27 protein-coding genes and 1 pseudogene are annotated in these 19,127 nt (G+C 40.4%); 1 reads left to right on the top strand and 27 read right to left on the bottom strand.

What is annotated here, in order from left to right; genetic code table 11:
• Positions 1-5: 5 nt before the first annotated feature.
• The 27 genes and pseudogenes from KUH03_RS17490 to KUH03_RS48710 all read right to left on the bottom strand — a co-directional run bounded on the left by KUH03_RS17490 (position 6) and on the right by KUH03_RS48710 (position 17,498).
• Positions 6-305 (bottom strand): hypothetical protein, encoded by a 300-nt coding sequence (locus tag KUH03_RS17490; protein ID WP_257095246.1) that lies wholly within the window; start codon positions 303-305, stop codon positions 6-8.
• Complete coding sequence (locus tag KUH03_RS17495) at positions 259-1,050, bottom strand: hypothetical protein (protein WP_257095247.1); 792 nt, start codon at positions 1,048-1,050, stop codon at positions 259-261. Before KUH03_RS17495 ends, KUH03_RS17490 begins: the two co-directional genes overlap by 47 nt.
• Entirely contained in the window at positions 1,047-1,643 is a 597-nt protein-coding gene (locus KUH03_RS17500; protein ID WP_257095249.1) for a TonB-dependent receptor, read from the bottom strand. The genes KUH03_RS17495 and KUH03_RS17500 overlap by 4 nt, the downstream gene beginning before the upstream one ends.
• Before the next feature lie 169 nt (positions 1,644-1,812).
• Positions 1,813-3,135 (bottom strand): TonB-dependent receptor plug domain-containing protein, encoded by a 1,323-nt coding sequence (locus KUH03_RS17505; RefSeq protein ID WP_257095251.1) that lies wholly within the window; start codon positions 3,133-3,135, stop codon positions 1,813-1,815.
• 69 nt (positions 3,136-3,204) lie between these two features.
• Complete coding sequence (locus tag KUH03_RS17510) at positions 3,205-3,603, bottom strand: DUF5007 domain-containing protein (RefSeq protein WP_373564744.1); 399 nt, start codon at positions 3,601-3,603, stop codon at positions 3,205-3,207.
• Entirely contained in the window at positions 3,510-3,842 is a 333-nt protein-coding gene (locus KUH03_RS48705; RefSeq protein WP_373564745.1) for a DUF5007 domain-containing protein, read from the bottom strand. The genes KUH03_RS17510 and KUH03_RS48705 overlap by 94 nt, the downstream gene beginning before the upstream one ends.
• The gene (locus tag KUH03_RS17515) at positions 3,770-4,036 is read right to left on the bottom strand and encodes a DUF5007 domain-containing protein (protein ID WP_373564746.1); all 267 of its coding nucleotides are present in this window, start codon (positions 4,034-4,036) and stop codon (positions 3,770-3,772) included. Before KUH03_RS17515 ends, KUH03_RS48705 begins: the two co-directional genes overlap by 73 nt.
• A gap of 358 nt (positions 4,037-4,394) precedes the next feature.
• Positions 4,395-4,853, bottom strand: a complete 459-nt coding sequence (locus KUH03_RS17520) for a hypothetical protein (RefSeq protein ID WP_257095254.1) — start codon at positions 4,851-4,853, stop codon at positions 4,395-4,397.
• A gap of 76 nt (positions 4,854-4,929) precedes the next feature.
• A complete protein-coding gene (locus tag KUH03_RS17525; RefSeq protein ID WP_257095256.1) occupies positions 4,930-5,115 on the bottom strand; it encodes a RagB/SusD family nutrient uptake outer membrane protein in 186 nt (61 codons plus the stop codon).
• Positions 5,094-6,428: a RagB/SusD family nutrient uptake outer membrane protein gene (locus tag KUH03_RS17530; RefSeq protein WP_257095258.1), complete on the bottom strand. Its 1,335-nt coding sequence runs from the start codon at positions 6,426-6,428 to the stop codon at positions 5,094-5,096. The genes KUH03_RS17525 and KUH03_RS17530 overlap by 22 nt, the downstream gene beginning before the upstream one ends.
• 42 nt (positions 6,429-6,470) lie before the next feature.
• The gene (locus KUH03_RS17535) at positions 6,471-7,166 is read right to left on the bottom strand and encodes a hypothetical protein (RefSeq protein WP_257095260.1); all 696 of its coding nucleotides are present in this window, start codon (positions 7,164-7,166) and stop codon (positions 6,471-6,473) included.
• Complete coding sequence (locus KUH03_RS17540; protein WP_257095261.1) at positions 7,103-8,482, bottom strand: hypothetical protein; 1,380 nt, start codon at positions 8,480-8,482, stop codon at positions 7,103-7,105. The genes KUH03_RS17535 and KUH03_RS17540 overlap by 64 nt, the downstream gene beginning before the upstream one ends.
• Positions 8,470-8,892: a hypothetical protein gene (locus KUH03_RS17545; protein ID WP_257095263.1), complete on the bottom strand. Its 423-nt coding sequence runs from the start codon at positions 8,890-8,892 to the stop codon at positions 8,470-8,472. Before KUH03_RS17545 ends, KUH03_RS17540 begins: the two co-directional genes overlap by 13 nt.
• A 74-nt stretch (positions 8,893-8,966) precedes the next feature.
• A complete protein-coding gene (locus KUH03_RS17550) occupies positions 8,967-9,239 on the bottom strand; it encodes a hypothetical protein (protein WP_257095265.1) in 273 nt (90 codons plus the stop codon).
• 816 nt (positions 9,240-10,055) lie between these two features.
• On the bottom strand, positions 10,056-10,427 hold the full coding sequence (locus KUH03_RS17555; protein WP_257095267.1) for a RagB/SusD family nutrient uptake outer membrane protein: 372 nt from the start codon (positions 10,425-10,427) through the stop codon (positions 10,056-10,058).
• A complete protein-coding gene (locus KUH03_RS17560) occupies positions 10,424-10,618 on the bottom strand; it encodes a RagB/SusD family nutrient uptake outer membrane protein (protein ID WP_257095269.1) in 195 nt (64 codons plus the stop codon). The genes KUH03_RS17555 and KUH03_RS17560 overlap by 4 nt, the downstream gene beginning before the upstream one ends.
• Positions 10,602-10,931, bottom strand: coding sequence for a RagB/SusD family nutrient uptake outer membrane protein (locus tag KUH03_RS17565; RefSeq protein ID WP_257095271.1), 330 nt, complete (start codon positions 10,929-10,931; stop codon positions 10,602-10,604). Before KUH03_RS17565 ends, KUH03_RS17560 begins: the two co-directional genes overlap by 17 nt.
• Positions 10,928-11,593, bottom strand: a complete 666-nt coding sequence (locus KUH03_RS17570; RefSeq protein ID WP_257095273.1) for a RagB/SusD family nutrient uptake outer membrane protein — start codon at positions 11,591-11,593, stop codon at positions 10,928-10,930. Before KUH03_RS17570 ends, KUH03_RS17565 begins: the two co-directional genes overlap by 4 nt.
• Before the next feature lie 5 nt (positions 11,594-11,598).
• The gene (locus KUH03_RS17575) at positions 11,599-11,823 is read right to left on the bottom strand and encodes a hypothetical protein (protein ID WP_257095275.1); all 225 of its coding nucleotides are present in this window, start codon (positions 11,821-11,823) and stop codon (positions 11,599-11,601) included.
• A 10-nt stretch (positions 11,824-11,833) separates the two neighbouring features.
• Positions 11,834-12,637 carry a hypothetical protein gene (locus KUH03_RS17580; protein ID WP_257095277.1) on the bottom strand — a complete coding sequence of 268 codons (804 nt, stop codon included), beginning with the start codon at positions 12,635-12,637 and terminating at the stop codon, positions 11,834-11,836.
• The gene (locus KUH03_RS17585) at positions 12,634-14,013 is read right to left on the bottom strand and encodes a TonB-dependent receptor (protein WP_257095279.1); all 1,380 of its coding nucleotides are present in this window, start codon (positions 14,011-14,013) and stop codon (positions 12,634-12,636) included. Before KUH03_RS17585 ends, KUH03_RS17580 begins: the two co-directional genes overlap by 4 nt.
• Entirely contained in the window at positions 13,979-14,245 is a 267-nt protein-coding gene (locus KUH03_RS17590; protein ID WP_257095281.1) for a hypothetical protein, read from the bottom strand. The genes KUH03_RS17585 and KUH03_RS17590 overlap by 35 nt, the downstream gene beginning before the upstream one ends.
• A 76-nt stretch (positions 14,246-14,321) precedes the next feature.
• A complete protein-coding gene (locus tag KUH03_RS17595) occupies positions 14,322-14,486 on the bottom strand; it encodes a hypothetical protein (RefSeq protein ID WP_257095283.1) in 165 nt (54 codons plus the stop codon).
• The gene (locus tag KUH03_RS17600; RefSeq protein ID WP_306429759.1) at positions 14,483-14,689 is read right to left on the bottom strand and encodes a TonB-dependent receptor plug domain-containing protein; all 207 of its coding nucleotides are present in this window, start codon (positions 14,687-14,689) and stop codon (positions 14,483-14,485) included. The genes KUH03_RS17595 and KUH03_RS17600 overlap by 4 nt, the downstream gene beginning before the upstream one ends.
• 127 nt (positions 14,690-14,816) lie before the next feature.
• Positions 14,817-15,131, bottom strand: coding sequence for a carboxypeptidase-like regulatory domain-containing protein (locus KUH03_RS17605; protein WP_257095284.1), 315 nt, complete (start codon positions 15,129-15,131; stop codon positions 14,817-14,819).
• Positions 15,132-15,618: 487 nt separating this feature from the next.
• The gene (locus KUH03_RS17610) at positions 15,619-16,074 is read right to left on the bottom strand and encodes a hypothetical protein (protein ID WP_257095286.1); all 456 of its coding nucleotides are present in this window, start codon (positions 16,072-16,074) and stop codon (positions 15,619-15,621) included.
• 28 nt (positions 16,075-16,102) lie between these two features.
• Positions 16,103-17,498, bottom strand: a pseudogene (locus KUH03_RS48710) (beta-N-acetylhexosaminidase).
• Between the two features lie 665 nt (positions 17,499-18,163).
• On the opposite strand from KUH03_RS48710, the gene KUH03_RS17630 reads away from it, so the two are divergent.
• Entirely contained in the window at positions 18,164-19,108 is a 945-nt protein-coding gene (locus KUH03_RS17630) for a HAMP domain-containing sensor histidine kinase (RefSeq protein WP_257095295.1), read from the top strand.
• The last annotated feature ends 19 nt before the right edge of the window (positions 19,109-19,127 follow it).

The following is a 19,127-nucleotide window of genomic DNA, read 5'->3' on the forward strand; positions in this document are numbered from 1 at the left end:
TCAAATTAAAATTGTACACTCACGCCCAACGAATACGTCCTTTTACTTGGATAACCATTTGATCCATCGCGACCAACAGATGTGACCAACTCGGGATCAGGTCCAGCATAACGACTAAAGGTATAGATGTTATTTGCAGTGAAATTAATTCTGGCCGAGGTCAAACCGTAGCGCTGAATCCATTTTCTATCAAAGTTATATCCCAATGTTGCGGAATTGATTTTGAAATAAGATCCATCTTCCAAAAACATGGTCGAGTTATAACGATAGGGATTGTAAAGAGTCAAACGCGTAAAATCTGACACATTGGGATAATCCGCATTGTCCCCAAGTTGACGCCATACATTGTAGGCATCCAATGGCACGTAAGCCCCGGGACATAGTCTGGTTTCCTTCTATAACTCCTGTTGGGGTGTCATAGTTACGGAAACGATCGGTCAACGCGGTATTTAAGATGTCTCGATCCAGTGTATAAGAAAACTGTGTTCGTAAGGACCAATTTTTATACCGTGTAAATACAGAAAGACCTCCTGTCACTGCAGGTTGCGAATTGCCCACAAACACCAAATCATTTTCATCCAGGATATAATCGCCATTGATATCCGTGAAAATGGGATCACCGGCACGGAAAAACTTCCCTGCTGAAAACTCTCCACCAGCACGGTACCGCTGACCAGTCAATGGATTAACCGGCACCTCATCATCCGTTTTGTAAACCCCTTTATAGTCATACAATACAAAAGTTAGCGGGTTTCTTCCCAATCTGAAAAACTGTGGTAAATTATAACCCGATGTATTATCTGGCTGAATCAATTGTCTTACGCCATCTGGCAAGGCTGTTGTGTAATCACGGTTTAAGGCAAAAGTCGCAGTACCACTTAAATCCCAATCACTATTTCTTAATCTCGGTCTAAAATTAATGGAAACTTCATGTCCCATATTTACCATAGCGGCTTCATTGGTCAGTACATTTTCGAAGGCATTGTGGTTCGCAATTGCCTTTGAACGCAAGATCTTATCTGATTGTTTATAGTAAGTTTCGTAAGTCACGTATAATGCACTCTTGAAAACCCTAATTCCATACCTAGTGACCATTGTGTTGTGGTCTGAGGTACGAGCTCGGTATTCGGCGCATTCTTTAAATCCAAAGAAGTTGTTGGTCTATTATTGTACCTTCCGGCATCAACTTTATACCAACCGTACAAATCAGATAAAGTTCCTGTAGGTTGGATAGTGCGTCCGACCGAACCACGAAAGAATCCGGTATCCCACCACGAAAATTTTTCCATGAACTTTTCTTTCTTAAAATTCCAGCGAAAACCAACAGAAGGATTAGACGTCCATGGTGAAGCACCGCCAGTGACTGAAGTACCATCTACACGATACGTTAGGTCTACAATATACTTGGAATCATAATTATAGGAAGCATTACCTGCATAGGCGATCGAACGATAATTTGTAAGGTTATTCAATAAACCACCTAACGTTTGCCGTGTATTATAACTTATACCTGCCTGAAATTGATCATTCGCTGTTCCTCTAATTTTATTTAATGTGGAAGAAGACTGTGAAATCTCCATTTCCGTAAAACCATACAGGTTGATAACATGCTTCTCTTTGATCGCTTTAACCCAAGAAAGCAAATTTCGATTATAAACCTTGCTCTTATTATCGTAGTATCCATATATTTCGAACTATTACCAAGCAAAAGTTCTGGCGTATATCTATCCTTGGTAGAAGTTGTATAATTATAATTAAAGGTAGAAGTTGCCCGTAACCCATTAATTGGCTCATACTGTAGTTCGACTTGGGCTACATAATTTCCTGTCTTATTCTGATCATCGACATTAAGTGCAGATAAGGCCCCATACTACCAGAAAAGAGTGATGGTGCGGGATAAAGAGAGGTCGTATTAACCGATTTCCCGACCCCTGTCTGCATCGCTGCATTACCACTTCCCATTTGATTTTGAGCTAAATTCGCATTCACATTCGCCATCATCCGGAAACGGTCATTCGGTTCATATTGCATATTGGATTGCACCGTATATCTTTTAAAACCCGTATTTGCAATAATCCCGTTCTCATCATAGTAATTCATATTCACTTTATAATTGAATACGCGCTCTCCTCCTGAGATATTGACGTTATGTGTCTGATTATAGGTATTTCGGTAGAAATAAGATTGCCAATCTGTGGAGTTGTTATAATATGGGTTTAAACTATCTGCTAACATGGGCGAATCGTTGATCCGTCTGATCGCCGCCGCTAAAGTTGTATCATTCATCAAGATCTGTTCAACGCGAACCATCCGTTCGTCTCTTCCGCCAATTACCTTACGTAACTGTGGTACAGCACTCATAAAAAACTGCCCTTGGTATTGTACCAATGGAATTTTTGAATTACCCCGTTTGGTTCTTACCAGAATAACACCATAGGCTCCACGTGATCCATATAAAGCTGTCGCCTGGGCATCTTTTAATACCGTAATGTCTTCAATATCCTCTGGTGGAATCATGGAGATAGGCGAAACGCCCGGTCCCGCTGTTTCAAAACCATATTCGTACCCCGAATTGTCATCAATAGGCACGCCATCAATAACAAACAAAGGAGAAGTCGGTGTCAAAAAGGTATTATCGCCACTTCCAGACACATTAAAATTAGAAATACCCCGTACAGCAATCGTTCCACGCATCCCTGGACTACCTGTATTATTCTGAATATTCATACCAGCCACTTTACCTTGTAAAAGGTCCACAAAGTTACCTGAAGGGATATCCTGAATTTCCTTACCGGATATTGTCACGACTGACCCTGTTAAAGTCTCTCTTTTTCGCTGTTGATAACCAACCACTACCGTCTCCTCCAGTTCTTGCGCTTTGCTTTCCATCGAAATACTGTACTCCGTTTTTCCTGCTGTAACGGGCTGTTTCACTGTTCCGTAACCTTGATAGGAAAACACCATTACCCCGTTGGTAGGCACAGATACAACAAAACGACCGTCGTCACCTGTTTTACCAAGATCCCGCTTTGGATTTTCCAACTTGATGGAAACTCCCGCCAGCGGTCTATTGTTGGCCCCTTTTACCGTCCCCTTCACCATACCAGTCTGCGCCAGTACGCTATTGGTCAACACATTGGCAAAAAGGAATATTAGTATGCATAATTGTTTCATAATTGTTAAGCTAAATTAATCGGCACTTGATCAGTCAAATTTTGGTAACTCATAAGGAAAACGAAATTGAATTTCCCAATTACCCTCCTCAAAAATGGAAAACTCCAATCCAAAGTAATTGTCCTCCAAGAAACCAAAATCACCTTTGCGTCGAAATTTGAATTCAATGTAGGCGTTCTCCCCAGTTATATTTGTGTAAGGTGTTTCTATTGCTGACAAGGGAATTGGGTAAGCCACATCATACACAACTTTGTTGTTCTCAAAGCGATGATTAAAGCCATGTACCAAACCCTCCCATTTCGTTGCCGAGAATTTCTTGGGATCTATCGGATTGTTCAATGAATCCAAGAAACTGATCGTGAGGGTTTTCGTCCCTGCTGCATTATTCTCCAGTTTGTTGAAATATACTCTGATATCTGAATTGAACATTGCCCGATCCGTTCTGTCCCCCGCATATTGCTTGACATCTTTGTTATAAACGTATATGGTAGTGGTGATAGACCGGTTATTGGATCAATTATACTGGGCTCATAAGGACGTTCACGTAATGGCTTCAGTTTAAAATTCCGTAAATAGCGTCTTCCACCTGTATTGGTTAATTCGACATCAAAAACATACCCAGAATCAGGTTGAGCCTTGACAAATCCGGAATTTCCCGATTCTCCCAAAAATTGATATTCCCGGATTTCTGCAGGATTTCAAGGATCGGACGGTATTCAATTTTTCGTTTCGCTTCGATTTCCGCTATTGATTTCTCAAAACCGGTATAAGCCTCTTTCCAAATCTTGACAGGAAATTTATCATCAAATAGGGTTGTCGGTTGCCCATCAATATCCCGAGCGTTAACAATTTTAAAGGTCAAAGGCTGCGAAGTATTTTGTCCGATATTGACGATATTGTCATAAAAGGTATTTCTCCCAAAACGGGTTGAAATTCCGTTGTATTATAAACTACATCCTCGCCCAATGAATCCTGATCCGTAGGGATATATTTTTACAAGATGCTAAGACGAACAATCCAAATCCGAATAGAACAACTTGTTTGATCGTGTTATATGATTTTGTGTTCATATTATCTATTTAAGAATTTAGCCAGTTTAGAAAAGCCAAAATTGTGGCTGGGCGACAGAATATGTAACCGTCCATTTGTCGTTCTGATATTGACGACGGAAGTATTACTTTCCTGCCAATAGCGTTGAAAAATTGAGTTATTCATATCGCTCAATACAATTTGCTGTTGTCCCCTTCAATAATTCCCGACGCAGAGCTCACTTTATATTTCATGGTCATCCGGTAATCATCAATACTTCGTATTTCTTTACCCTCTACAAAATCTTTCAGGCTCTCCGTATCATGGAGACCATTAAAAGCATAATGATAGGTCAACGTATCGATTAAAGGTTGCGGAATATCTTCCAGAAATAAATGTGGTCTATTACCGGCTGCACGAATGGCGTTCATGGCATCAATAGCATTGGTAAAACTATTATTGGTCATCGCAAAGAAAGTAATAGTGTCTTTCGGATTTTTCAACCTCGCCCGAAGGTCTGGTACACGTTCCAATACCAATAGCAAGGAATCATAAACTGATCCCTGTTCTTCCAGAAACTCTAGCGTAGTACCATTGTACTCGGTATATTTTATCTGATAATCTTCATAATAGGTATTCCCTTTTTGCACGATGCAAGTCCCATTAATAGTAACAAGACGGAAATACCAACATAGCATATTCTTTTCTTCATGGTTATTTGTTAGCTTATTTCCAGTAAGAGTTTTGTTCCAGTTTCGAATTACGTTCCAATACATCTGAAGAGATTGGCCAATAAATACCTCCATTTTCAATCAGCGCATTTAATCGCGGATTGTTCTTTTTAATCTTCGCCAAACGGATCTGATCATACCATCGCCAACCCTCGCCCATCAACTCGCGTCGTCTTTCCAAAAGATTTCTTCCAGAAGGTCCTTGGGAGAGTTATTGATATAAGGTTTTAAGCCGCGCTGCGCCTTAATCATATTGAGGTATTTAATAGATTCATCTTTCTGTCCCAGCACTGCCTTTGCCTCGGCTTGGAGCAAAAAGATGTCTTCCAGACGAGTAAATACTAGGTTGGATCCGAATATGGAGAAAATCGAATCTCCAGAACCATTACGAATCACTTTGATCTTACTGAAAATTGGAATATCACCATTATAATTTGTGAAATAATTTGTCCTTACCAGTCCCGATACAGAATCGATTCCGAAACGGGTATCATTAACATCATCAAAAATTTTGTTAATTGTATCACGGTTCACGTAAATGTCCGGTTTGGCTTTGGTCACAATTGGATACCCCAAGGTCAAGGATTCGATATGGCCCGTATTTGTTGCTTCCCCTAATTCATAGGAGGCGCGGACAGCAAGAATCTGTGCCTGTGTACTTGGTCCGAAAAGGCCGGTTGTCGGATTGACCAAATTCGGCACACTCATAAGTGACAAATTTGTTTTTGAGTAATTATCAACGACAAATTTGGAATACACATCTGCATTGATATATTTACCTTGCCATGCTGCAATATGTGCCAGCAAAGAATAAGCAGTGATTTTATTGACTAATACACCCACCCAAGTCCCATAACTTTCACCATAGTAGCTCTGTGTACCTAAGGCATATACATAAGGTAAATCTTGTGCAGCATTTAGCAACTCTGATTCCGCAAATGCTAATACCGTAGCCTCTGAAGCCTTAGCCACCTCAACAAAACTGCCATTGTCATAAGAATCCTTCAGTAAAGGAACCTCGCCCCAGATACGCACCATATAAAAGTACATCAATGCTCTAATCGTACGAGCTTGAGCGATATCATATTTCAAATCGCGTTCGGTGTAGCGGCTATCTTTTGATAATACTTCCGGTGCGCGTTCGATAAATAGTGACGCGGCATTAATTACCGCATAAAAGCGCCGCCAATCTGTCAATCCTTTAATTAGTGGATAAGCCGATTTCAGTTTATTTTCTTGTACGACACGAAGATCAGCACGAGAATAAGAGTTGAAGTCTCCATAGCGCATTTCGCCATAGACCCAATGCCCATAATTATCTACCATCGCGGCTCTCATCAAACCATACATACCCATAAGATGTGCCCGGGTATCAGAAATCGAAGCCCATTCCTTACCTTCTGAACCAACGTTGACTGCAACAATATCAAGTTTTTTATTACAGGATGTGCTTAACACACTGATACCCATCGCAAGTAATAGGTATTTCCCCATTGATTATATTTCTTTATCTTAAACATCATTCAATAATTTGCGTTATAAATCCAATTTGATTCCCATGGTCACAATTGGGGACATTGGCAGACCATATCCTGTATAATACCCATTGAAATCAATTAATTCGGGATCAGTTCCTGAGAATTTGCTTATAGTCAATAGATTTGTACCGGATAAATAGACATACGCGCGACGTATTGTCTTCATTTTATCCTTAATTGAATTCAGTTGAGCTAAATCATAACCTACACTTAGTGCTCGTAATTTTAGAAAAGAAGCATTTTCCAAAAAGAGATCCTGATCCACGCGATAAGCAACTATTGGACTCCATGGATTATAAGTTGGATATTTCGTAATATCTACGTCCTGTTGCCAATGAAAAACTTCTCGAATGCCATCCAAAGAGTTTGTGTTCTCAGTATTTATAAAATCGTATTTCGTAGATGCGCGCTGATTAAGTGCTTTCTGGCCAATCGCAAAGTACCACTGCATATTCAGATCAAAGCCTCTAAATTTGAATTGGTTGTTGAATCCGCCAACTAGTTTAGGCATCGCATTTCCCTTGAGTACACGATCTTTATCATCAATTTTAAAATCACCATTCTGATCTTTCCAGATCGGGTCTCCTGCAGCAAAATCAACACCATCAAATTGCAGTTTTTGGCCATTTCTCACCGGAATTTCCGTTTCTGCGTTATAAATTCCTTCATTTTCGTAGAGCCAGAATTTATCCACTGCTTCCCAACACGCAATAAACGATTGTTAATTTTTAGCTCCTGTTTGCCATTTGGCAAAGCTGTAAGCTTATTTTGATTCCAATTTAGATTTAAGGCCGTATTCCATTGAAATCCTTCAGGATTAGATAGTACGTTAACATTTAAATCTAGATCAATACCTCTATTTTGTACTGTCATTCCATTGACAATTTGTCCAGAATAACCATACTCAGCAGGTATAGGCATATTTGCCAGTTGATTGACATCCTTCTTTTGGTAAGCTGCAATTGCAAAATTCAGACGCTTGTCAAGCATAGAACCATCTAGAATTATCTCAGCATGATCTGTATAAGGCCATTTCATATCATAACCAACCCAGCCTTCAGAATAAGGACGGGATGCAACGGCAAAACCATTGTATGATACAAGAGACTTCTCAGAACCCCAGTTTAGATCAGCTGTATAATTGGGACCGACGGCATATTTACTTGTAAAAATAGGTTTTCCGATCCGGGCCCATGATGCTTTGATATTGAGATTATCCATCAGTGCATGTTCCTCAGGATTGATCAAATGATATTTTGCTGAAAATGCTGGAGTCATCAACCAACGCGAATCAGGTTGCATCGTCGAAGAACCATCATAACGGAGCACTGCATTGACATCCAATTTGTCTTTCCAGCTGTACATACCCGACAAAAAGAAGGAATGAAGTCTAAAATCCTCCCGATTTGTCCATCGGTTGACGTACAAACCACCAATCGGTTTCAGATAATCGCCAGAATTTGGATCGCCATCAACGACATTGACTTTAATAAAGTCATTTGGGCCGTCATACGCACGGGCATAATGATACCTGTAAAGATCTTGGGTATAGTTTGATCCCAAGATAAAATTAAATTTATGTTGTTGCTGCAGTGTAAAATTATAGTTTAAGCTATTATTAAAAGTTAGTCGCTCATTAAATCCAAAATATCCTGACATGTAGTTGTTGGTCTCCATCAAAGACCCCGGAAAAAATGCCTGTCTGGACCCCTCAGAATAATCAATACCCAGATTTGTGTTAAACTTAAGGTTCGGCAATAAGTAAAGATCAAGATTAACCAACAGGTTAAGCATATTGACGGAGTTATTGTCCAACGCTCTCTTATAAATATCTAGATATTGACCATACATCTCCTTATTCGGCGAGATTGGAATGGACAAATCCGGAACATAGGCTGCTTCTCCAAAGCGGTCTCTTAAACTTCTATTCCGATCACGGAGGCTTCTGCTAGCGTTAACAGTTGTCCCAAAGTTGAACCACTTAAATGGGGCCATATTTACATTGAACAATGCGTTATACCGTTCAATATTGGTCTTATCTGCAGAGCTCGCATTTTCATATAGCCGCCCATAAATGCGAAATTCGCGCGGTCACCACCTCCTCGAATACCCAAATTCCCGCCGTAAATCGGTGTTACTTTGTAGTATTCTTCATTCCAATTTGCTGGACCATAATAATTTACATTGGTTGAATCACTGAGATAGCCGGGATAATTCAAACGGTCTCCTGGTGTGCCATATTTATTGTAAAAAGTAGAGCGGAATAAGTTTTCATACTGTGCGTTTACAGGTGTCACAGTAGGTTTTGTAGCTAAACCAACATAAGCATCAAAACTAATTTCTCTTCTCCCCTCCTTTCCGGGCTTGGTCAAGATCCAAATTGCGCCATTTGCTGCAAGTGGCCCCAACTTAGCCAGCACGATCGGATCCTTAATTACCTCAATTGACTCAACAACAGATAGGTCAATTCCGGCAAAATTATCCGTCGCTGGACCTATTCTATTAAATTGATATTGCTGAATTGAGTAGGTAAAATTATTATCCCGGGCAATTGGTACACCATTGACATAAACTGTCGGTTGAACGTTGACAGCATCTTTGGTTTCAAAAGGGGACTTCCAAGACCTCTAAGCACCATGTTTTTAGGAGCTCCAGGTTCGCCAGTTGCTTCTTGAACGTAGAGTCCAGCAATCTGTCCTTTTAGCATTTGGGTAATGCTTACAAGAGGTAGCGTTTCAATATTGCTCGTATTGAGGCTATCCCTCACACCTTGTTTTTGAGCAATGTCTTAAGTCTTCCCCGTAAAAGCTGTTGATCAACCTCGCTTATCTCGGAGGTGTCTTTTTGAGCTCTCCAGTCGAGCCAAGTATGTGCTTGGGTTTTCTGGAAAATCGGAAAAGAAATAAAAAACAAAATAGTCTTCTCATTCGATTTTTGTCTTAGGCTTAAATTTAAAAATTGGCACACAACGGCTTATAACGTTCGTTTCGGCAAATAAAAAGTTCGCTGCTTGTGGGCGGCAATAATTGATAGTATAGAACAATACTAGGAATAATTAATCTAGATCGAATACCCCGACATAAACGAAATCGATTGCGTAATTCACACAAACGATTGCATTGGTATTGAATTCATAAAAGTTCGTCACAACACGAGTTGAAAGAAATGTTTTTACTTTAAAAGCAATCAAATAACACGCAGGGAAACATAAATAACATACAATAGTAAATAAAACATGGATTATGTTGTACATATGTTTTTTATTTCTATTATAGAATATTAGAATTATGATTTTTTTAAAAAGATTAAATCAAAACTGAAATTTTAACAAAACAACGTTCTTTGATTTAACTGGATCATCAGCTGTTATCGTATGATTTTATGCTTTGCAGAAAAGATTCAAAGGCTGGTATCGAATACCAATCACGTGACTTCAATCATTAATAAAATAGCATAAAAAAGACCGATGCTAAACAAACACCGGTCTTTTTAACACCAAAATTGTTGTGCCTATACAGTGGCGCTGTCTACCGACACTGAACTATCCTGACTTATATAGATCACAACTCTCTGAAATAAACATTTATTCTATTGTCGGGTTAAATTCTCCACCCCAGTCTTTATTTTGTTTGATACTGGGATTCTTATCTATCACAGATTGAGCAATCGGGAAGAAATAATATGTATCTGGCACCAGATTTACTTTATTTCCGGTACTTGGTACCTGCAGTACATTGTACTTAAACTGATTTTCTTTCAGTTGATAATTTTTGGCCAAGTCTGCTGCCGCCTTTAGATCCATATCGGTTCCGTTTGCATTGATCGCAATCGCTTCCACTCCCTGCTTGGTTTTATTGTTGAGGACAGCAAGCCTCCGCAGGCGACGTAAATCCCAAAAGCGGTGGCCTTCGAAACAGAACTCGATATTTCTTTCCGCCAATAAAGCTTCCCTCATATCGGATTTATTACCCGCAACGATACCATAGCTATTATCTTCCCCGGTTCGATACCCGCGCGCATCCGGATCTGTTTTAAAAGGGACGTTGCCGTAGCGAGATCCCCTGTTTCATTTGCTGTTTCAGCATAATTTAACATCACCTCCGCATAACGCATCAGTACAAAATCCACATCATATTGAGTCTCCACCTGCGTTTGCCGTAAGGAAAGCTTTGAATTCTTCAAAATAAAAAGCCTGTATACCGGTCTCTATTCGAGGAGGTTGTACCAGCTTTTGGATTTTCTCCAAAATTGTCCAGTGCATCCGCGATGCCCAGCGAGGTATACTGTCTTTTCCCTGTTTTACCCGAAACCTCATAGACTTTCCGTTCCAAACAATGGATTTATCAAAACGAGGATCACGGTTCTCCCAATAGCTTTGTAGGAACTGTTCATCTGTTTTATGGTATTTACCCGTTGGGTCCGTATATAATTTACCATCTTTCATCGGAAATTCTTTCACAAAATCCCAGGTTGGTACGGCACTCGCAGTCCCCGGCTTTCGGAGCCCGGCCGCACCCCATTATCCCAGTTAGCCACTTTGTTGGGATACGAGTTTATGACAGCGAAGACCACTTCAGGGCCTTTTTCCACCAACGCAATATTATAGTAATCAGTGGTCAAGTTATAGCCCTGTGCCTTCAATTGCTCATAGGCCTTTTTATTCACCGCATTTGCTTCGGCCCAATAGGCATTTCCATAAGGATTGGAAGGATTAAATTGTGGCGACGCTTTGTACAACAATACTTTAGCTTTAAAGGCCAAGGCAAAATTACCATCAATACGTCCATAATCCGCAGCACCTTTCGCTATCGTCATCGGCAAATAGGTCAGCGCCTCATCCAAATCTTTTATCATTAAATCAAAACATTCCTTGGTACTGTTCCGCGGAACTTTCAATTCATCATTTTCCAGATCCTGTGGTTTTGTGATGTAAGGTACCCCACCATGATGCTTGACCATATTGAAATACATATAAGCACGCATAAAAAGTGCCTGACCTAAGATGGATTTCTTTGTCGCATCATTTAATCCTGTACTTCCGGACACCTTTTGGATAGCGGTATTGATCTTGCGCATGGTTGTATAATCCCAAGCCTTATAGACAGTATTATTAACCGTCACCGCATTCAAAGGAAATTAATTCCAGCAAGCTGTTGCGAATTATTGTCTGCGCCACTGTTCCAGTTACCGAATAAGGTATATAAATTAGCCAGATAAGCGTTGACAAGATTAGGGTCATTCCACACCTTATCTTCATTTACCGAATTGAGATCCTCAATATCCAATACATTTTTGCAAGAAGCCGTTGTCAACAACAAGGCAACTAGCGAATAAAATATCTTTTTCATCATTAAAAATCAATTAAAATTTAACATCAAGACCCAATGTGAACGTTTTCATCACCGGATAGGAATCGTACATTTTTTGCTCTGGATCATGGAATTCCTTCATCGGCGAAAAAACAAATAGATTCGTGCCATTTAAGAATACGTTGACACTCTTCATTTTGATTTTTTCCATCATTGCTTGCGGTAGTGTATAGGAAATATTTAAATCCCGTAATCGCATATAAGCTCCATTGCGGATCCAGAATGTCGACGAGGCTGCCCCTGATTCCTGCCAATTATAACCTACTGGTCGTGGATATTTAGCATCCGTATTATCCGGGGTCCAGACATCCGAAGTCCAGATCGGGTAATAAGGTCTAAAAGTATCCCCATGTTGCCGCATTCCTGCCCCTTCCTGATTGCTGATCACACGATCATAAGCCAATACCCCTTGAAATAAAGCAGAGACATAGAAACCTTTCCAGCTGGCGTTAAATCCAAATCCATAGTTAATGCGCGGTGTATTATTCTCCGAAAGCAACTGCATATCATTGTCATCGATAATGCCGTCTGGCTGGTCCGAGTAATTCTGTCCACGGATATCTTTATACAGAATCATCCCCGGATAAGGGTCACGTCCATAGGTTTTAAAGCCTTTTCCTTTCAGCGCATCAGCTTCCGCCTGCGTACGGACCAGTCCCGAAGCTTCCAAACCAATAATGCGATTTTCAGGTCGCCCTACCTTGGATCGAAAATTTTCCCTTCCTCCTGCGGCGTAGGAAGGTTCTTCGTCAAAAATATCCCATCGGTCTTTTGCATACCCCATATTCGCATTCAAACCGTATGAAACTTCACCAACCCTATCATTCCAGTTGAGTGAGAGCTCACCCCTCTAAAGCTTCGCGCCGCATAGTTTTCCGGCGCCAGCCCTCTGCCATAATTATCCGGAACCTTAATCCCCCTCGTTCCGAGGATATCGCTCTCCTTCCGGATAAAACCATCTAAACTACCCGTCAGTTTATTGTGTACAAAACCAAAGTCTATCCCTACGTTATAACTCTTTGATTTTGTCCAGGTAAGGTTCGTGGTCGGGTTATCAAGGTACGTTACCCCGGTGTAATAGCTATCACCAAAAATATATCCCGGCACCGGTGTTCTGCTTCCTGTTCGCGAAGTGATGATCGAGCTATATTTCTCCATATACGAATAGGGCAATATCGAATAGCCCTCCACATCCACAAAATTGCCCGAACTTCCGTATGATGCACGCAGTTTGAGATCACTGACCGTATTTTTGATGGACGAAAAGAAGTTCTCATCCGACATCCGCCAGCCCAGGGACATGGATGGGAAAAATCCCCAGCGCTTATCATTTGGGAATAAAGGCGAGCCATCGTAACGGAAAGAAAACTCGGCTATATACTTATCCGCATAGTTATAGTTCGCCCGACCGATTACTCCGCGTCGTGCGTCCATTAATTCAAAGGCATCTGTTGATCGCATGCTTCTGTCTGTCGGATAAATATACATCTGATCCAAGGGGATAATTGGATTTTCTGCCCGCGATGTAATGTTCGTATTACCCGATTTAAACTGCTCATAAACAACCAGACCATCCACCGTATGTTTGCCAAACTTGCGGTTATAGTTTAGGAACCAATCCACCTGGTATTGCCATTTTCGCTGTGGGTTGTAGTCCATAAAAGGTTGAGCCTGGCTAAAGGTAAATACATTTGTCCTATCCTCTGAAGGTGGGGCTGGTATGAAACGGTTCCCATCTGGATTCAGCGAAGTAAATGTGTAGTTCTTTTGGAAACTCATATAGCGTTTGCGCATATAGTCTTCTGCTACATAACTTCCCACCAGTTTTGTAGAAAGTCCCTCTAACAGTTTATCCAACTTTAAATTAAGGGTCATGATCGGATTTACCTGGCGTACTTTGCGATCAATGTAGCGATCGCCGATGACCTGGTCAATCACATTCCAGGCCTGCCAGCTTCCCATCGGTGTCTGTACCGGATAAGCCGTTGGAGTATTGCTCGGCGTTCCATCCGCGGTCAGATAAAACGGATACATCTTGGGCCAGTTGAAGGTAACGCGGTAAAAATCCGAAACATCGAAATCATCGTCACTGGCGGATGTACTAAATGGCCAGAAGAACCTATTGGAATTCGTTTGATTAGCGGAGATTAAAATCCATGCTAAATGCGTCACTAATCTTCGCAGAAATATTGCTGCGGAGATTAAATTTTTCGTGATCCAGTGATTTATAAGATCCGTTTTCTTTCCGATAGCTCAATAAGGCATAGTAGGTAATCTTGTCGCCACCACCGTTAACAGCAATAGACTGCCTATGGCTGAAAGGATTTCGCCAGATAACATCATTGGTATTATAATTTTTGTCTTTAAAATAGTCAAATTCCGCTGTCCATTTGGAGCTACCCACGGTTCACTTTTCTTGCCCTGTTCCCAACGGAATTGGGAAACTCGATTCTGATAGATTAGTTCATCCGTAGCGGTAGTCAGATTGGCCAATAGAGTCTGTGTAGGTGCACTGAAGGAATAATTACTCTGCACATTGAATACCGGAGCCTGGGCAGTCCCTTTTTTGTTGTCACCAGTACAACGCCATTACCTGCTCTCGTACCATATACAGCGGCGGTTCCGGCATCTTTCAAGAAACTCATCTGATCGACTTCATTCGCTTCGAGTGCATCAAAGCCGCTTTGTCGCGCACCACACCATCAATCACATACAACGGTTCGACAGCAGCTCCACGAATACGTAAGGAAGAGGAAGCTCCGGCCATCCCTGAGGTATTCGTCACATTCACCCCGGCCGCCCTTCCTGCCAAGGTATTGGACAGATTGGATGGCGAGATATTTTTCAGTTGTTCAGAGTTTACTGCTGCAACAGCCCCGGTTAGATTTCCTTTTTCTGCTTACCATAGCCCACGATAACAACCTCTTCTAACGACTCGGTATTGCTAATCATCGTCACGGCAATCGTTCCACTACTTACCGCGACCTCTTGCCGCGCATAACCCTGATAATTGATAACCAGAAAATCTCCTGTTTGGCGCGAATGGAAAAGCTACCATTGGCATCAGTGGCTGCTTGAATCGTACTACCTTTCACGGTAATCGTAGCGCCAGCGAGTGGGTCGCCTTTTTCATTCTTTACACTGCCCGAAATTTGCTGTTGTTCGACATGAAAATAGCTCAATTTCGAGTTCAAATTGCTCGCAATTAAATTAGGGGACGAGCATAAAAGACCTAGACCTAAAAGACTTAAAGGTCTGGCTTTGCTGTAAAAAAGATAATTCTTTTTCATAATTAAGATGGAGGTGTTTAGATAATAGTTTACAAACAATTACTAAAAGGTTTATTGGTATTTTGTCTTTTGTAAAAAAATAACAAAAGACAGTTGATTTTAATAGGAAATTAAGTAAAAGATTCTGAAAATAAAAATGAAATTGAACAAAAGAAACTGAAAATAAGATTGTTTTTTTACGTTTCGCATATAGGTTATTAGAATAATTAACCCATTGTTTTTATAAAACAACGGGTATAGCAGGCGCTATTCACGCTAAAAAGAGCAGATATTTAGGCAATAGAAGGGGTATTTCTAACAACAAAAGCAGCTACCGAGGCAGCTGCTTTTGTCCAATCGAAAAATATATTGAATATACTATCTTTTCTCCGTTTTGTTGAAAGGAAGAGTTGGTGATAGATTAAATGTAAAATTACCTTTTGAATCTACACCACCAGCACCCTGACACGAGCCTTGATTTCGTACTTCGCGTTCGGATTATAATCTCTCACGGTGAAATTGTAATAAAGGGTTTAATCTTATTCGTTCCTCTAAATTTGTCCGCAAGTGCATGATGTCCGTCCTCATCAATAACGCGACCGTCTTGCAGCAATTGGACAGCATCTATCTCCAGAAAATTCTTACCTTCTAAAAAGAAAAAGCCAGCTTGCGCCCGTCCATTGTCATAGATCTTCTTTGTCACATCAAAGGTTAATGTGCTATACTCCTCTTTAATGTCATCACTTTTCCAGCTACCTGCGATATAACCGCCGGTATGATAGTAATCAATCCCCATGGAATCCAGACGTGGAAGATTAGCATCCAGTCTACGACAAAACTCTGCATAATCTTTCTTTGACTTAGACGCCCAACCTATTTCAGCAACGGCAAGTAAGCGTGGAAAATTCTGCACATTCATATCTTTGATATCCTGGGCAATCGCCGACCACATATTACCCTGCACCCCAGCACCAATTGATCCTCTACCGTGGTCAATCCATTTGATGGATCGAAGTCATAAACCCTTTTAGGGAATTAATCTGCGGATAGGCCAGGTCAGTCATAGTACCATCATTGCGATCCGCCTGCGTAATATCGAAATACAGATGCGAGGCCGGTGTCGCCACAGCCTTAAATCCGTCTTTAGTCGCCTCCTTAATCGCCTCCTCTCCAAGCCAGCTCATAATAGCTGTACTTTTTTGGGCAGATTCTTAGCATCGGCCAAAATATCATTCCAACCAATAGGTTTTTTCCCTTTCTGAACAATGATAGCCGATACACGTTGTACAAAATAACTTTGCAATGCTTTGACGTCTGCAATCTGATGCTGCTTCATAAAATCCTTCACATGGGATTCCTTTTCCCATAAATCATGACGGACCTCATCCCCTCCAAAATGGATATAGCTTCCCGGAAATAGACTGGCAATCTCGGTAAACACATCATCCAAAAATTGATAGGTTGCCTCTTTTGTTGGATCAAGTGTATTTGGTGTAAACTGGTTACCCCAATAACCCCATGACGACACGAAAGGAAAAATATGATTGGGGTAAGAATTCTTATTCACCCCCAACGCAGGATAGGCTAATATTGTTGGCCAGGAGTGCCCCGGTACGTCAATTTCAGGAACAATTGTAATATTGCGTTCTTTGGCATACTGAACCACCTCCTTTATCTGCTCCTGTGTATAAAAACCGCTCCGCTCAGCCGGTTGTTTTTCAGTACGGTGGAAGACTGTCGCATTCTCGGCCGTTAACTTTGGATATTTCTTTATTTCTATACGCCATCCCTGATCATCCGTCAAATGCCAATGAAAGATATTCATTTTATATAAAGCCATTGCATCTAGGTATTTCTTAACGGTATTTATCGTATAGAATGTACGGCTTACATCTTTCATATACCCCCGCCAGTGATATCGCGGATAATCTTTGATCGCAACAGCAGGAATGGACCAAGTGGATTCATTAGCAGCACGATTAGTTGTCTCGATTGCAGCGGGCAGGAGCTGGCGCAACGATTGTGATGCATTGAAAAGACCATGTGTTGTCTTTGCCTTCACTGTTACCTTTTAGCAGACACATCCAATTGATACGCTTCATCACTAGGCAGATCCAGTTTTTTATCTAAAATAAACTCAATCGTATTGCTTGATTGCCTTTTTTCCATCATTGGATAATGGCTTGCTTGCCGCAATTGTTTAATGAACAGGTTCACATCTTTAACGCTACAATTTTTAAAACTTATGGTCGTTTGTTGATCAAATTGGAATAAACCTTCCCCATAAGTGATTTCCTGTGGTTTTGGAATGATATTTACAATAGATTGCGCGTGGCTTACCTGTCCGATAATTAACGACAACATTGCTGAAATAAACAGTTTTTTCATCAGTTTTACAATTTTTTCCTTTATTAGAAATGAGTTATTTTGAGCCAACTATCTGACTCTTTTAGGTTTCCATCGGTAAAATAGAAAATAAAAATTGTACTACCGCCTTGTCCTTTCAATCAAACGATTGTGTAAGTTTTTTAAAAAGTAGCGATTAATTGACAGTTGTAAACAACAGCTTTCATTTTTAAGTCTTAAATTTGAGTTCCATACTAAACAAAGAGGCTGTAATTAATTTATTGGTTGAAAGAGTAACAACGTGAAAAATAATAGAAAAATATTTATTTTCAGGACAGTTTTAATTGCTTTTCTGATTCTTTCTTTAGTGTATATCGGCTCGATATTTACCTATCAATATATTGAATATCAAAAAACCGAAGCTCGTCTAAATAAAGCCTATAGCTCAAAAATCAGTTGACAAGTTTATTTTATGAGCTGTTTGCCTCTTATAATGCTGCGGGGAATGCTTTCCGTTCATATACGGTAGATTTCAGTGCTGAAAATTTGGCAAACTATACAAAAACCTAGATAGCCTTCGTTTTTATATTGACTCTCTTTCTACGCTTTCTTCCAAAAAAGGAATATCTTTTTCAACCAATACACCACTGGAACAAAACATACATCTCTCTGATGAATTCGCACGCATCAAGAAATCCGTAGATAATATGATTTTCCTGGCAAAGGACTCCCTTTCTCTTTTAACTAAAACCAGTCGAACATTACGTCCAGCAACCAATCGGATAGATGCGGATTCCGTTGTTAACAGAATATTACGAGATACTTCCCTAATTGTCAGAAAAAAAGATACAATTGTCAGAAAAAAGGAAAAACTTTTCACGCGGATTTTCAAAGCAAAAAACGACACTTTAGTTGCCGACAAATTTGAACAACAATTTAATGTCAACCAGATCAAGGCCATCCACAGTCAGATACAGACATTAATTGAACAGAATGAAACGTTCTATAAGCAAGATTTTAGTAAAATTCGTCGTTCTTTTATCGAACTCCAAGATAAGGAAAGGCAACTCCTACAATCAAATTATGCACTTTTTAGTACGATCAGTACCGCCCTACTCAAGATAAAAACACAAGAAGACGAGTCTTTACGGGCGGCCGAGATACAGGATTTCAAATTGTATAAGGAAAACTCCGCCTTTTTTGGGAAACAGGTTATTGCCTCAATCATCCTAATGATTATTATGGTGACCTTAATTCTGTCCTATCATTATAATACTATTATTTACGAACGTAAAATCACAGCGGCGCGGGATTACGCATTGCGTACAGCCAAAGAAAAAACGAGTATATTGGCCAATGTGAGCCATGATGTACGTACTCCAGTCAATTCGCTGGTCAGCGTCATTGACCTCTTAAAGAACAACACGTCCAACAATCGCGTTAATCCCGCATTATTGGATTCCATCACACAGGATATCCATGTGATCAATGATACGGTAGAAGATATACTCAATCTTGGCAAATTAGAATCAGGCATGCTGGAAATTAAAGAAGAATATTTTTCACCAGCCAACTTACTTGCCAATCTGATAAAAATGCAACAAAGCCAGGCCGATAAAAAGGGCTTAAGCTTGTCAGCAATATTGCCATAGAACCAGACACTTTAATTAA

This window comes from Sphingobacterium sp. E70 (assembly GCF_019285695.1).
GTDB lineage: Bacteria > Bacteroidota > Bacteroidia > Sphingobacteriales > Sphingobacteriaceae > Sphingobacterium > Sphingobacterium detergens.

What these genes read in the sequence shown, in the direction of transcription:
- KUH03_RS17510 (WP_373564744.1), bottom strand. Translation starts at nt 3,603, where the DNA reads ATGTTCAATTCAGATATCAGAGTATATTTCAACAAACTGGAGAATAAT.
- KUH03_RS17530 (WP_257095258.1), bottom strand. Translation starts at nt 6,428, where the DNA reads ATGGGGAAATACCTATTACTTGCGATGGGTATCAGTGTGTTAAGCACA.
- KUH03_RS17555 (WP_257095267.1), bottom strand. Translation starts at nt 10,427, where the DNA reads ATGAGGGAAGCTTTATTGGCGGAAAGAAATATCGAGTTCTGTTTCGAA.
- KUH03_RS17575 (WP_257095275.1), bottom strand. Translation starts at nt 11,823, where the DNA reads ATGATGAAAAAGATATTTTATTCGCTAGTTGCCTTGTTGTTGACAACG.
- KUH03_RS17595 (WP_257095283.1), bottom strand. Translation starts at nt 14,486, where the DNA reads ATGAGTTTCTTGAAAGATGCCGGAACCGCCGCTGTATATGGTACGAGA.
- KUH03_RS17605 (WP_257095284.1), bottom strand. Translation starts at nt 15,131, where the DNA reads ATGAAAAAGAATTATCTTTTTTACAGCAAAGCCAGACCTTTAAGTCTT.
- KUH03_RS17630 (WP_257095295.1), top strand. Translation starts at nt 18,164, where the DNA reads ATGATTTTCCTGGCAAAGGACTCCCTTTCTCTTTTAACTAAAACCAGT.